Source organism: Streptomyces sp. NPDC051243 (genome assembly GCF_044455405.1).
Taxonomy (GTDB): Bacteria; Actinomycetota; Actinomycetes; order Streptomycetales; family Streptomycetaceae; genus Streptomyces.
This window is the reverse complement of the sequence record NZ_JBITES010000015.1, coordinates 54,262-67,364: the sequence shown is the minus strand read 5'-3', so window position 1 is coordinate 67,364 and position 13,103 is coordinate 54,262. Positions and strand designations below refer to the sequence as shown.

Genomic DNA, 13,103 nt, shown 5'->3' with positions numbered 1-13,103 from the left:
AACGTGGCGTACTTCACGCAATCCGCCGAAACGGAACTAATGGTTTCGCGCATACGTCCCCTTGCCGCGCGGTTGGCCGAACGCCGGCTCGGGCCGGTGGGCGCTACGCCCCCAACACCCTCCGCAGGTAGTCGTTCTGGAACCGGCGGTCGGGGTCGAGCCGGTCACGCAGCGCGGTGAACTCGCCGAAGCGCGGGTACACCTGGGCGAAGTACTCGGCGTCCCGCGTGTGCACCTTGCCCCAGTGCGGCCGCCCCTCGTGCGCGGTGAAGATCCGCTCGGCCGCGGTGAAGTACCGCTGATACGGGGTCCCCTTGGCCATGTGGACGGCGATGTACGCGCTGTCGCGACCCGAGGCGGTGGACAGCGTGATGTCGTCGGCGGGGGCCGTGCGCACCTCGACGGGGAAGCTCACCCGCATCCCGGAGCGGTCGACCATGGCCTTGAGTTCGCGCAGCGTCTCGATGACGGCCGCGCGCGGGACGGCGTACTCCATCTCCACGAAGCGCACCCGGCGCGGCGATGTGAAGACCTTGTAGGGGATGTCGGTGTAGGTCCGCGAGGAGAGGGCCTTGCTGGAGATCCGGGCGATCGCCGGGATGCCGGCGGGCGCCGCGCGGCCGACCCACTGGGCCACCTGGAAGACGCCGTTGGAGAGGAACTCGTCCTCGAACCAGCCCTGGAGCCGCGGTACCGGCTTCTGAGGGCCCGCGCTGCGGTTGTTGCGCTTGGTGTTGGTGTTGCGGGTGTGCGGGAACCAGTAGAACTCGAAGTGCTCGTTCTCGGCCCAGAGTTCGTCGAACTCGGCCACGACCCGGTCGAAGGGCATCGGCTCCTCGCGCGCGGTGAGCAGGAAGACGGGCTCCACGGCGAAGGTGATCGCGGTGACGATGCCCAGGGCACCGAGCCCGATGCGGGCGGCCGCGAAGATCTCCGGGTTCTCCTTGTCGGAGCAGGTGAGCACCGAACCGTCGGCCGTGACCAGCTCCAGTCCCTTGATCTGGGCGGCGATCGAGCCCGAGTCACGGCCCGTGCCGTGGGTGCCGGTGCTGGTCGCGCCGGAGACCGTCTGCTCCATGATGTCGCCCATGTTCGTGAGCGACAGGCCCTCGCGGGCCAGGGCCATGTTGAGCCGCTTGAGCGGGGTGCCGGCCTCGACCGTGACGGTCATGGCGTCCCGGTCGATGTCGCGTATGCCGGTCAGCAGTTGAGGGCGGATCAACACGCCGTCGGTGGCGGCTATGGACGTGAAGGAGTGTCCGCTCCCGACCGCCTTCACCTTCAGGCCGTCCTCGGCGGCCCGGCGTATCGCCGCCGACAGCTCCTCCACGGAGGCCGGAGTGACCTCACGCGCGGGACGGGCGGCGACGTTGCCGCCCCAGTTACGCCACGTGCCGTTCTTCCCGCTCGCTGTGCTGCTCAACGGTGCCTCCCCGACGCGGAGCCGGCCTGCTGAGCCGGCGGTACCCCAGGAAACCGACCGCGACCGCGACGGCCCCGGACACCGCCGGAACCCCGTACCCGGCGCTCGCACCGGCGGCGTCGATCACCCAGCCGGCCACGGAGGAGCCGAGCGCCACCCCGACCGCGAGCCCGGTGCTCACCCAGGTCATGCCCTCGGTCAGTTGCGCGCGTGGTACGTGCTCTTCGATCAGGGACATGGTCGTGATCATCGTGGGAGCGACGGCCATGCCCGCAACGAACAGCGCCACGGCCAGAAACGGCAAGTTTCCGACCAGTAGGAGGGGGATCATACTCACGGCCATCGCGCATATGCCCAGCAGCCAGCGAGGTTCGGGCGACCCTTTGAAGCGCAGCAGTCCGAAGACGAGGCCCGCCGCACAGGAGCCCGCGGCGTACAGCGCGAGGACGACGCTCGCGGCGCCCTTGTGGCCCTGCTCGTCCGCGAAGGCCACGGTGACCACGTCCACGGCTCCGAAGATCGCTCCGGTCGCCACGAAGGTGGCCACCAGCACCTGCAGCCCGGGGGCACGCAGGGCCGAGCCGCCACCGCGCTTCTCGCGCGGATGCGGCGCGGGCTCGGTCGCCCGCTGGGCGGTCAGCCAGAACACGCCGACCGCCAGGAAGCAGCCCGCGAGCAGCGGCCCGGCTTCCGGGAACCACGCCGTGGACAGCCCGATGGAGATGATCGGCCCGAAGATGAAGCAGACCTCGTCCACCACGGACTCGAAGGAGTACGCGGTGTGCAGCTGAGGCGTCCCCCGGTACAGCGCGGCCCAGCGGGCCCGGATCATCGCCCCGACGCTGGGCACGCACCCGATGCCGACGCAGGCCACGAACAGCACCCGGTCCGGCCACCCGTAGTGCGCGGCGAACAGCAGCAGTGCCCCCGCCACGAGGGAGACCAGCGTCGCGGGGCGGAGCACCCGCCGCTGCCCGTACCGGTCGACCAGCCGCGACACCTGCGGGCCCGCCACCGCCGCGGCGAGCGCGATGGTGGCCGACAGGGCGCCGGCGAGGCCGTACCGCCCGGTCAGCTGGGACACCATCGTGACCACGCCGATGCCCATCATCGACAGCGGCATCCGGCCGAGGAGACCCGCGGCGGAGAAGGCCCTGGTGCCAGGGGCGGCGAACAGGGCGCGGTAGGGGCTGGGCACGAGGTCTCCGGTCAGGCGGAAGCAGCGCGGGACTGCGGTGGCTTGGGGGCAACTCAGGGGTGACGCAAGGGCACTTCAGGGCTGGTGCGGTAAGGCGCGCGGGCGGCCGATACAGCTTACGAGTTAGGTGACCCTAACGCACCCGTCCGGACGAACCGGGAACCCGGGTGGTCACCCCGCCGTTTCCCGGCTGTCAGTACCGGATGACAGGATCGACCCATGCCAGACGCGCGCCATGCCAGCCCCTACGACGCCCTGCTCCTGCTCTCCTTCGGCGGCCCCGAGGGGCCGGACGACGTGATTCCGTTCCTGGAGAACGTGACCCGTGGGCGGGGCATCCCCAAGGAACGCCTCAAGGAAGTCGGCGAGCACTACTTCCTGTTCGGCGGGGTCAGCCCCATCAACGACCAGAACCGCGCCCTGCTCGACGCCCTCCGCAAGGACTTCGCCGAGCACGGTCTGGATCTGCCGATCTACTGGGGCAACCGCAACTGGGCGCCGTACCTGACGGACACCCTGCGCGAGATGGTCGCCGACGGCCGCCGTCGCATCCTCGTCCTCGCCACCAGCGCCTACGCCTCCTACTCGGGCTGCCGCCAGTACCGCGAGAACCTCGCCGACTCGCTGGCGGCCCTGGAGGCCGAGGGCCTCGAACTGCCCAGGATCGACAAGCTGCGCCACTACTTCAACCACCCCGGCTTCCTGGAGCCGATGATCGACGGCGTGCTCGCGTCCCTCGCCGACCTGCCCGAGGACGTCCGGGACGGCGCCCACATCGCCTTCTCGACGCACTCGATCCCGACGGCCGCCGCCGACACCTCCGGCCCCGTCGAGGACCACGGCGAGGGCGGCGCGTACGTCGAGCAGCACCTGGAGGTCTCCCGGCTGATCGCCGAGGCGGTCCGTGAGCGCACCGGCGTCGACCACCCCTGGCAGCTCGTGTACCAGTCCCGCTCGGGCGCCCCGCACATCCCGTGGCTCGAGCCGGACATCTGCGACCACCTGGAGGAGCGGCAGGAGGCGGGCGCGCCGGCCGTGGTCATCGCGCCCATCGGCTTCGTCTCCGACCACATGGAGGTCCTCTACGACCTCGACACGGAGGCCAAGGCCAAGGCCGAGGAACTGGGCCTGCCGATGCGCCGCTCGGCCACCGTCGGCGACGACCCGCGGTTCGCCGCCGCTGTCCGCGACCTCGTCCTGGAGCGCGCCGCCGTGGAGCGCGCGGAGGAGGTCACGCCGTGCGTCCTCGGCGGGCTCGGCGCGAGCCACAACCTGTGCCCGGTGGGCTGCTGCCCGTCCCGTGCGCCCCGGCCCGCCGCCGCGGGCGCCGACAGCCCCTACGCATGAGGAGCCCCGTGACCGACGCCCTGCACACGGACCTGCTCGCCCTGGCCCGGGAGGCCGCCCGTCGCGCGGGAGAACTGCTGCGCGACGGCCGCCCGGCCGACCTCGCGGTGGCCGCGACCAAGTCGAGCCCGATCGACGTGGTCACGGAGATGGACATCGCGGCCGAGAAGCTGATCACCGACCTGATCTCCGAGCGCCGCCCGGACGACGGCTTCCTCGGCGAGGAGGGCGCCTCCACCGAGGGCACGAGCGGCGTCCGCTGGGTGATCGACCCCCTCGACGGCACGGTCAACTACCTCTACGGACTGCCGACCTGGTCCGTCTCCATCGCCGCCGAGCAGGACGGGGAGACGGTCGCCGGGGTCGTGGCGGCTCCGATGCGGGGCGAGACGTACCACGCGGTGCGCGGTGGTGGTGCCTGGGCCACGGGGCCCTGGGAGGGCGAGCGCAGGCTCAGCTGCCGTCCCACGGCGCCCCTGGACCAGGCCCTGGTCTCGACCGGCTTCAACTACGTCACCGAGGTCCGCACCCACCAGGCCGACGTGGCCCAGCGGCTGATCCCGCGGCTGCGCGACATCCGCCGCGGCGGCTCGGCCGCGATCGACCTGTGCGACCTGGCGGCGGGCCGGCTGGACGGGTACTACGAGCGCGGGCTCAACCCCTGGGACGTGGCGGCGGGAGACCTGATCGCCCGGGAAGCGGGCGCGCTGACCGGTGGGCGGCCCGGAGAGCGGCCGTCATGGGATCTGACGGTCGCCGCCACGCCGGGGGTCTTCGAGCCGCTCCAGCGGCTGTTGGAGGACTTCGGGGCCTGGCACGACTAGCCGATCAAGACCATGAAGCGGGCCCCCGGCGCTGGATTCGCCGGGGGCCCGCTTTCCGCTCACAAGCCGGGTCAGACGCCAGACGCGCCGACTTCCACACCGTGCTCGGCGGCGAGGCGGCGCAGGTCGTCGAGCTCGCCCTGCTCCACCTCGACGAGGAAGTCGTCGCCCTCGTTGCGAGCCCGCGTCAGGTCGGACTCGGTCGCCTTTATGCGCTGCAGAAGTCCTGCGGTGAATGCGTCCATGCTGCGCCCCCTCGTCCTGGGTCGTGGGTCGGTGGCACGGGGGTGTGCCGTTCGGAAGGGGCGATCACGTCTCCAGTAGATGCCCAGCGCTGCCCTGCTGGGCGGCGACGGTGCCGGACACCCACACCCGCTCTGCGGAAAGCGGATTGCGCTGTACCGCATGGTGTTGCGGTACATGCAGAGCGTGATCGCGGGGTGTACAAGCCGTCCTCCCCCCGCTCCCATCCACGGAAACCTCAACCGGAAGAGAAAATCTCGCATTCCCGGGCTTCACACCCGTCCTTCATGGTCCGCACACCCGTCTTACCGCCGACTTATGGCGGAAAAGGGCAGGATGGAGGCCAGGAACCCCCATCGACAAACCCTGCCCGCGCGCCGGAAAGCGCTACGCGGGTGGACACAGGAAGGACAAGCGACGTGCGCGTACTCGTCGTCGAGGACGAGCAACTGCTCGCCGATGCGGTGGCCACCGGACTGCGCCGGGAGGCCATGGCCGTCGACGTCGTGTACGACGGTGCGGCCGCCCTGGAACGCATCGGCGTGAACGACTACGACGTGGTCGTCCTCGACCGCGACCTCCCGCTGGTGCACGGCGACGACGTCTGCCGCAAGATCGTCGAACTCGGCATGCCCACGCGCGTGCTGATGCTCACGGCCTCCGGCGACGTCAGTGACCGTGTCGAAGGGCTGGAGATCGGCGCCGACGACTATCTGCCCAAGCCTTTCGCCTTCAGCGAGCTGACGGCACGCGTGCGTGCCCTCGGCCGCCGTACCAGCGTCCCGTTGCCGCCCGTCCTGGAGCGCGCCGGCATCAAGCTCGACCCGAACCGCCGCGAGGTCTTCCGCGACGGCAAGGAGGTGCAGCTCGCGCCGAAGGAGTTCGCCGTCCTGGAGGTGCTGATGCGCAGCGAGGGCGCGGTCGTCTCGGCCGAGCAGCTCCTGGAGAAGGCCTGGGACGAGAACACCGACCCGTTCACCAACGTCGTGCGGGTCACCGTGATGACGCTGCGCCGCAAGCTGGGCGAGCCGCCGGTCATCGTCACCGTGCCCGGCTCCGGCTACCGGATCTGATCGACCATGGCAGCGACTCCCGCGCCTCCCCAGGCGCCCCCCAAGCCCACCTGGGACCCCCGGAGGGCGGAGCCACCCTTCCCGTGGCTGCGCCCCACCATCCGGATAAGGCTCACCCTGCTGTACGGCGGCATGTTCCTGATCGCCGGCATCCTGCTGCTGTCGATCATCTATCTGCTGGCCGCGCAGGCGATCAACACGGGCAACGAACCCCCGTTCAAGATCGTGGACGGCAGCAAGCTCCAGGTCACGAGCGAGGACTGCCCCGCGATCCGGGAGGGCCTCACCATCTCCCAGTTCAACGAGGCGATCAGCGCCTGCATCGACAGCCGGCGCCGGGTCGCGCTGGACGATCTCCTCAGCCGCTCCCTCCTCGCCCTCCTCGGCCTGGCGATCATCGCCTTCGCCTTCGGCTACGCCATGGCCGGCCGTGTCCTGTCGCCGCTCGGCCGGATCACCCGCACCGCGCGGGCCGTGGCCGGCTCGGACCTGTCCCGCCGTATCGAGCTGGACGGACCGGACGACGAGCTGAAGGAGCTGGCCGACACCTTCGACGAGATGCTGGAGCGGCTGCAGCGGGCCTTCACCGCCCAGCAGCGCTTCGTCGGCAACGCCTCGCACGAACTGCGCACCCCGCTCGCGATCAACCGCACACTCCTCGAGGTGCACCTGTCCGATCCGAACGCGCCCTTGGAGCTCCAGCAGCTGGGCAAGACGCTGCTGGCCACCAACGAGCGCAGCGAGCAGTTGGTCGAGGGTCTGCTACTGCTCGCCCGCAGCGACAACCAGGTCGTCGAGCGCAAACCGGTGGACCTCGCGGAGGTGGCCGAGCAGGCCGTCGACCAGGTGCACGCGGAGGCGGCGGCCAAGGGCGTGGTCATCCGCGGCGAGCAGAAGCCCGCGGTCGTCCAGGGCAACGGCGTGCTGCTGGAGCGCATCGCGCTGAACCTCGTGCAGAACGCCGTCCGGTACAACATCCCGGAGGGCGGCTGGGTCGAGGTCACCACCGAGGTCCAGCACGGGCAGGCGCTCCTGGTCGTCTCCAACACCGGGCCGGTGGTGCCGGCGTACGAGATCGACAACCTCTTCGAGCCGTTCAGGCGGCTGCGCACGGAGCGCACGGGCAGCGACAAGGGTGTGGGCCTCGGGCTGTCCATCGTGCGGTCCGTGGCGCGGGCGCACGGCGGGCACATCTCGGCGCAGCCGCGAGAGGGCGGAGGTCTCGTGATGCGAGTCACCCTCCCGATCTGAGAACATGTGCGCCGATACTTCGCCGGCACACGGGGATGTTCGCTTTGCGCGGAATTTTCTGGGCACTCGGCGAGCAGCCCCGTGTGTGATCGATCACAAGGGCGGTTTTCCAGCCATCTACTCTCAGTGATCATGTGACCTGTCGGAAAGCCGGGAAAATCCGGGTTTTCGGGGGTCTTGATCACGGGAAGTACACGGTGAGACGCCTTTGAACTGCGGCATTAGGACCGTGTACGGTCCCGTTCGCCATCCAAGCCGATCACTCTTGAGGAGTCCGGTTGGGTGTCGATTGAGTAACAGACCTTGATGTGAGGCAAAATCTCCGCCTCGGGTCGGGCACAAGTCCGGCCTCTCACGCGTTACGTGCGCTGGAGACACCGCAGACACCCAGAGGGGGAGAGCGACATGGCAACGGATTACGACACCCCACGCAAGACCGACGACGACGTCGACTCGGACAGCCTTGAAGAGCTCAAGGCCCGGCGGAACGACAAGTCGACCTCCTCTGTGGACGTCGACGAGTTCGAGGCCGCGGAAGGCCTGGAGCTGCCCGGCGCCGACCTCTCAAACGAGGAGCTGGCTGTCCGGGTGCTGCCGAAGCAGCAGGACGAGTTCACCTGCATGAGCTGCTTCCTGGTGCACCACCGCAGCCAGCTGGCCCGGGAGAAGAACGGTCAGCCGATCTGCCGCGACTGCGACTGAGGCCGGGTCGGGCATGACTGGCTCGACCCCACCTCGGAAGCGCCGCTTCCCGTTCCGGGGAGCGGACCCAGGGCCGTCCGACGGCCCGCACGGCACGCGTGAGGACGAGCGGGGCTCACCCGGTGTGGGAGCCTCGCTCGAGCCGGCGCCCGGCCGCGCCGACATCCAGGCTCAGGAGGCGGTTCCCGCGCCTGTCACACGGCGCACGGCCGCGGTGATCCGGGAAAAGGCCCGGGAAGGCGTCCGTAAGGGCGGCAGCCGCGCCAGGGCGGGCCTCGGGTACCTGGCCGACCGGATCATCGAGAACGCCCCGCGGATCCCCGTACGGGACCTCGCGACGCTCCGCAAGCAGTTCCCGGGCCTCGGGCCCGAGCAGCTCGCGGACAAGCTCGTGGCGGGCGCGGCGAACGCGAGCTCGACGGTCGGCGCCGGAGTCGGCGCGGCGGCGATGCTGCCGGTGCCGCCCGCGATGCCCACGGAACTGGCCGCCGAGATCACCGGCGTGGCGGCGATCGAGCTGAAGCTGATCGCCGAGCTGCACGAGGTGTACGGCGTACGCCCGCCCGGCGGCCTCAAGGACCGCAGCACCGCGTATCTGTCCTCGTGGTCCGAGGAACGCGGTATCGACCCCATGAAGCCGGCGACGGTCAACGCCGCGCTCGGCGGGCAGATGAAGCGGGAGCTGCGTCAGCAGATCATGAAGCGGATGGTCCGGAACCTGCCGAACCTGATGCCCTTCCTGGTGGGCGCCGCCGTGGGCGCGGCCATGAACCGCCGGGACACCAAGAAACTCGCGGCGCGGATCCGCGCGGACCTGCGGAAGGTGCAGGTGCCGTGGGACGAGCTGCCGCAACTGTCCCCGCTGGAGCGCCCCGAGCGACCGCTGGACATGGGGGCGATCACGCGGCCGCGCGGGCGCAAGGAGCTCGGGGGCGGCTGAGACCTCCTCAGCCGGGAGGGGTTCGTGGCCCGGCGAAGTCCTTGCCGCAGGACAAGTCCTTGCCAGGCCGGTGACGGCCCGTTCGGGTGTGCGAGACCGAGGGCCTGGTGCGCTAGACCGAGGCCTTGGCCGCCTTGATCGCCTCCGCCAGACGCTCCGGCTCGCGGGTCGACAGATACAGGTACGGGGTCGGGTCCTCGGGGTCCGTGACCTCCACGCGCAGCGCCGTGGGGATGTACGCGCGCAGCAGGAGGAAGGCACGGGTGTCGGCCTTGTACGTACGCCAGGCACGGGCCTCCTCCGGGTCCAGCACATGCGCCTCACCCAGCGCCCGCACCGGGAGCTTCGCCTCGCCCGCGATCAGCGAGTCGCCCACCACGCGGATGCGGACCGAGCCGTACGAGCTGGCCATGACGGCCGCCGCGGCGGTGCCGCCGACCAGGCCGACGAGCATGGGCAGCGTGCCGAAGGGGAGGGCGATCAGGGCCAGGGAGACCCCGGCCAGGAACGAGATCAGCCACCAGGAGCGGGGGGCGGTGAGACGTTCTTCGTACGGGGCGGCGGAGAGCTGCATGGAGCCAAGCTTGGCACGGTGTCCGGTTGGTGCCGGAGTCAGGGGGCCGGCGCGAAGCGCCGTCAGGCGGGGCGGCGGTGGGAGACGGGCGGGCGGGTAAGGTCTGCGGCTGTGAGTGGTACTTCAGCAGCTCTCAAGCCTCCGGCCGACGCCGTGAAACCGGTGCGTCACCCTGATGCTCCCGCACCCGGTGAGCTTCTCGGCGCGCACTACGGCGAGTGTTTCGGCTGCGGCGGCGAGCAGCCCCACGGGCTGCGTCTGGAGGCACGGGCGGGGGACGGCGTCAGCATCACCGCGGAGTTCACCGTCCAGCCCGCCCACCAGGGCGCGCCCGGTCTCGCGCACGGCGGAGTGCTCGCGACCGCCCTCGACGAGACCCTCGGCTCGCTCAACTGGCTGCTGCGGACGATCGCCGTGACCGGGCGGCTGGAGACCGACTTCGTGCGGCCGGTCCCGGTGGGCACGGTGCTGCATCTGGAGGCGGAGGTGACGGCGGTGGCGGGCCGCAAGATCTACTCCACCGCCACCGGCCGGATCGGCGGTCCGGACGGGCCCGTGGCCGTCCGCGCCGACGCCCTCTTCATCGAGGTGAAGGTCGACCACTTCATCGACAACGGCCGCCCGGAGGAGATCCGGGCCGCCATGAACGACCCGGACCAGGTCCGGCGTGCCCGTGCCTTCGAGGTGAACCCGTGAGCCGTGATCCCCTGAACGTGCTGATCCGGCGCGTCGACCCCGACGTACCGCTTCCGACGTACGAGCACCCCGGTGACGCCGGAGCCGATCTGCGCACCACCGAGAGCCGCGAACTCGGGCCGGGCGAGCGGGCCGTACTGCCCACCGGGGTGTCGATCGCTCTTCCGGAGGGGTACGCGGCCTTCGTGCACCCGCGCTCCGGTCTCGCCGCCCGTCTCGGTGTCGCCCTCGTGAATGCCCCGGGGACGGTTGATGCCGGGTACCGTGGGGAGATCAAGGTGATCGTGGTGAATCTCGACCCGCATGAGACCGTGCGGTTCGAGCGCTTCGACCGGATTGCCCAACTGGTCGTCCAGCAGGTCGAGAGGGTTCGCTTCCAGGAGGTCGCGGAGCTTCCCGATTCGGCGCGGGCCGAAGGGGGCTTCGGGTCCACCGGCGGCCATGCCGCGGTGGACGGCACAAGCAGCACAAGCGGTCAGGCCGCCGACGGCGGCCGGGCGGGTGGGAATCGATACGCTTCGGTCGTATCCGACCGGGAAGGACAGTGACGTGTTCGGACGTCGCAAGAAGAAGGGTGCCGCCGAGGACGCGGCCGGCGAGCCCGAGCAGGTCGTCGACATCGACACTGAGGCGGACGACGACGGCACGCGCGAGCGCGTGAAGCTCGAGCCGGAACCGCGGCCCGACGGGCCCTGGGACAGTTCCGAGGTTCGTGAGCCCGGCGAGGGCCGGGTGGACCTGGGCGGCCTGCTGGTGCCGGGCGTCGACGGCATGGAGCTGCGGGTGGAGGTCGCGGGCGACGCGATCGTCGCGGCGACCGTCGTGCTGCGCGACAGCGCCATCCAGCTGCAGGCCTTCGCCGCGCCCAAGCGCGAGGGCATCTGGGGCGAGGTGCGCGAGGAGATCGGCTCCGGCATCACCCAGCAGGGTGGCATCATCGACGAGGTCGAGGGGCCGCTGGGCTGGGAGCTGCGGGCCCAGGTGCCGGTGCAGCTGCCGGACGGCACGGGTGGTTTCCAGGTCGTGCGGTTCGTCGGTGTGGACGGTCCCCGCTGGTTCCTGCGCGGTGTGATCTCGGGCCAGGGCGCGGTGCAGCCGCAGGCGGCCGGTCTGCTGGAGCAGATCTTCCGGGACACGGTCGTGGTGCGTGGCGAGGGCCCGATGGCGCCCCGTGACCCGATCGTCCTGAAGCTGCCGAACGACGCCCAGATGGTTCCCGAGGGCGTCCAGCAGGAGGAGGCGGGCTCGCGCTTCTCCGGCGGCATGGGCCAGCTCCAGCGCGGACCGGAGATCACCGAGGTGCGTTAGCGCTCCCTTGGAGGGCCGCGACAGGTCGTCTGTTCGGCTGCGGGCGCGTCGTGGTTTGTCGCGCCCACGCGGCGGAGCCGCATATCGAGTGCAGTCCCGCGCCCCTAGGGCGCTTCAGGGGCCGTATCCCTTATGGGGTACGGCCCTTTTCTCGTGCGTGAACCCTTGACGGCGCATTGGTCTGTACCTACCGTCTCCGGCCAACGCGTCTGTTCATAAAGGCGCTTCACGTTCATATACGAGAACGGAAGGCCCCCCACGTATGCGCAGAACCGCTCTCCTCGCGGCCGCCGCCCTCGTCGCCGGTGTCCTCGCCTGGCCCGCCGACGCCGCTCCCGCCACCTTCGTGCACCCCGGAGTCACCGTCTCCAAGGGCCAGTTGGACTTCACCCGCTCCAAGGTCAACGCAGGCGCCCAGCCGTGGAAAGGCGCCTTCGACCGGATGATGGCGAGCAAGTACGCCGATCTGAACCGCATCCCCAAGCCCCGCGCCGTCGTCGAGTGCGGCTCGTACTCGAACCCCAACCACGGCTGTACCGACGAGCGCGAGGACGCCATGGCCGCCTACACCCAGGCACTCGCCTGGTACGTCACCCGCGACGAGCGGCACGCCAGGAAGGCCATCGAGCTGATGGACGCCTGGTCCGCGGTGATCAGGGACCACACCAACAGCAACGCGCCCCTCCAGACGGGCTGGGCCGGCTCCTCCTGGCCCAGGGCCGCGGAGATCATCAAGTTCACCTACGGCGGAAGCTGGCCGAACTCCGGGCGGTTCGCCACCATGCTGCGCAACGTGTACCTGCCCGAGATCATCAACGGCTCGAACTCCAACGGCAACTGGGAGCTGTCGATGATGGAGGCCGCCGTCGGCATCTCGGTCTTCCTGGAGGACAAGGCGTCCTACGACAAGGCCATGGCGAAGTTCCGCACCCGCACCGCCGCCTACGTCTACCTGTCCTCCGACGGCGACCTGCCGAAGACCGTGCCGAGCCAGAACCTCGACACCCGCGAGAAGATCGTCAAGTACTGGCAGGGGCAGTCCACCTTCGTCACCGGCCTCACCCAGGAGACCTGCCGCGATCTCACCCACACCGGGTACGGCATCTCCGCCATCTCACACGTGGCCGAGACCAGCCGGATCCAGGGGCAGGACCTGTACGGCACCGACGTCGGCGAGCGGCTGCGGCACGCGCTCGGGTTCCAGGCCAAGTACGAGTTGGGCGGCGCCGTTCCCGGCTGGCTGTGCGGCGGCTCGCTGAAGCTGGGGCTCGGCCCGGTCACCGAGGTCGGGCACAACGCCCTGGCCAACCGCCTCGGCCACGCCATGACCAACACCGAGAGGCTCACCGAGCAGGGCCGCCCGTCCGGCGCCAACAACCTCTTCGTCGCCTGGGAGACCCTCACCCACGGCGACAACCCCGGCTGAGACCCAGGGGCACGGCGGGAGCGTCAGAGTTGCGTCAAAGACGCTCCCGCCGCCGCACCCGGACCCATTTGTCGCGATTCTTGGTCGTAAGGTCGACG

General features: G+C 70.4%; 14 protein-coding genes. 10 read left to right on the top strand and 4 right to left on the bottom strand.

The window, feature by feature from the left end; translation table 11 throughout:
* Positions 1-103: 103 nt before the first annotated feature.
* On the bottom strand, positions 104-1,423 hold the full coding sequence (locus ACIBAG_RS33510) for a D-arabinono-1,4-lactone oxidase (RefSeq protein ID WP_399110334.1): 1,320 nt from the start codon (positions 1,421-1,423) through the stop codon (positions 104-106).
* Positions 1,383-2,621 (bottom strand): MFS transporter, encoded by a 1,239-nt coding sequence (locus ACIBAG_RS33505; protein ID WP_399110333.1) that lies wholly within the window; start codon positions 2,619-2,621, stop codon positions 1,383-1,385. The genes ACIBAG_RS33510 and ACIBAG_RS33505 overlap by 41 nt, the downstream gene beginning before the upstream one ends.
* Before the next feature lie 219 nt (positions 2,622-2,840).
* Between ACIBAG_RS33505 and ACIBAG_RS33500 the strand changes: the two genes are divergently transcribed.
* Both ACIBAG_RS33500 and ACIBAG_RS33495 read left to right on the top strand, forming a co-directional pair.
* A complete protein-coding gene (locus tag ACIBAG_RS33500) occupies positions 2,841-3,968 on the top strand; it encodes a ferrochelatase (protein ID WP_399110331.1) in 1,128 nt (375 codons plus the stop codon).
* A gap of 8 nt (positions 3,969-3,976) precedes the next feature.
* The gene (locus ACIBAG_RS33495) at positions 3,977-4,792 is read left to right on the top strand and encodes an inositol monophosphatase family protein (protein WP_399110329.1); all 816 of its coding nucleotides are present in this window, start codon (positions 3,977-3,979) and stop codon (positions 4,790-4,792) included.
* A 71-nt stretch (positions 4,793-4,863) separates the two neighbouring features.
* On the opposite strand, the gene ACIBAG_RS33490 is transcribed toward ACIBAG_RS33495, so the two are convergent.
* The gene (locus tag ACIBAG_RS33490; RefSeq protein ID WP_399110327.1) at positions 4,864-5,037 is read right to left on the bottom strand and encodes a hypothetical protein; all 174 of its coding nucleotides are present in this window, start codon (positions 5,035-5,037) and stop codon (positions 4,864-4,866) included.
* A 417-nt stretch (positions 5,038-5,454) separates the two neighbouring features.
* On the opposite strand from ACIBAG_RS33490, the gene ACIBAG_RS33485 reads away from it, so the two are divergent.
* The 4 genes from ACIBAG_RS33485 to ACIBAG_RS33470 all read left to right on the top strand — a co-directional run bounded on the left by ACIBAG_RS33485 (position 5,455) and on the right by ACIBAG_RS33470 (position 9,001).
* On the top strand, positions 5,455-6,108 hold the full coding sequence (locus ACIBAG_RS33485) for a response regulator transcription factor (RefSeq protein ID WP_007385219.1): 654 nt from the start codon (positions 5,455-5,457) through the stop codon (positions 6,106-6,108).
* A gap of 6 nt (positions 6,109-6,114) precedes the next feature.
* Complete coding sequence (locus ACIBAG_RS33480; RefSeq protein ID WP_399110326.1) at positions 6,115-7,359, top strand: sensor histidine kinase; 1,245 nt, start codon at positions 6,115-6,117, stop codon at positions 7,357-7,359.
* A gap of 405 nt (positions 7,360-7,764) precedes the next feature.
* A complete protein-coding gene (locus ACIBAG_RS33475) occupies positions 7,765-8,061 on the top strand; it encodes a DUF4193 domain-containing protein (RefSeq protein ID WP_003997302.1) in 297 nt (98 codons plus the stop codon).
* 13 nt (positions 8,062-8,074) lie between these two features.
* Complete coding sequence (locus ACIBAG_RS33470) at positions 8,075-9,001, top strand: hypothetical protein (RefSeq protein ID WP_399110324.1); 927 nt, start codon at positions 8,075-8,077, stop codon at positions 8,999-9,001.
* Positions 9,002-9,113: 112 nt separating this feature from the next.
* Here ACIBAG_RS33470 and ACIBAG_RS33465 read toward each other — a convergent pair whose 3' ends face one another.
* Positions 9,114-9,575 carry a DUF3093 domain-containing protein gene (locus ACIBAG_RS33465; RefSeq protein ID WP_399110322.1) on the bottom strand — a complete coding sequence of 154 codons (462 nt, stop codon included), beginning with the start codon at positions 9,573-9,575 and terminating at the stop codon, positions 9,114-9,116.
* 111 nt (positions 9,576-9,686) lie between these two features.
* On the opposite strand from ACIBAG_RS33465, the gene ACIBAG_RS33460 reads away from it, so the two are divergent.
* The 4 genes from ACIBAG_RS33460 to ACIBAG_RS33445 all read left to right on the top strand — a co-directional run bounded on the left by ACIBAG_RS33460 (position 9,687) and on the right by ACIBAG_RS33445 (position 13,005).
* Complete coding sequence (locus tag ACIBAG_RS33460; RefSeq protein ID WP_399110320.1) at positions 9,687-10,271, top strand: PaaI family thioesterase; 585 nt, start codon at positions 9,687-9,689, stop codon at positions 10,269-10,271.
* Entirely contained in the window at positions 10,268-10,819 is a 552-nt protein-coding gene (dut, locus tag ACIBAG_RS33455) for a dUTP diphosphatase (RefSeq protein ID WP_399110318.1), read from the top strand. Before ACIBAG_RS33460 ends, dut begins: the two co-directional genes overlap by 4 nt.
* Before the next feature lies 1 nt (position 10,820).
* Positions 10,821-11,579, top strand: coding sequence for a DUF3710 domain-containing protein (locus tag ACIBAG_RS33450; protein ID WP_399110317.1), 759 nt, complete (start codon positions 10,821-10,823; stop codon positions 11,577-11,579).
* 262 nt (positions 11,580-11,841) lie between these two features.
* The gene (locus tag ACIBAG_RS33445; RefSeq protein ID WP_399110315.1) at positions 11,842-13,005 is read left to right on the top strand and encodes an alginate lyase family protein; all 1,164 of its coding nucleotides are present in this window, start codon (positions 11,842-11,844) and stop codon (positions 13,003-13,005) included.
* Positions 13,006-13,103: the final 98 nt, after the last annotated feature.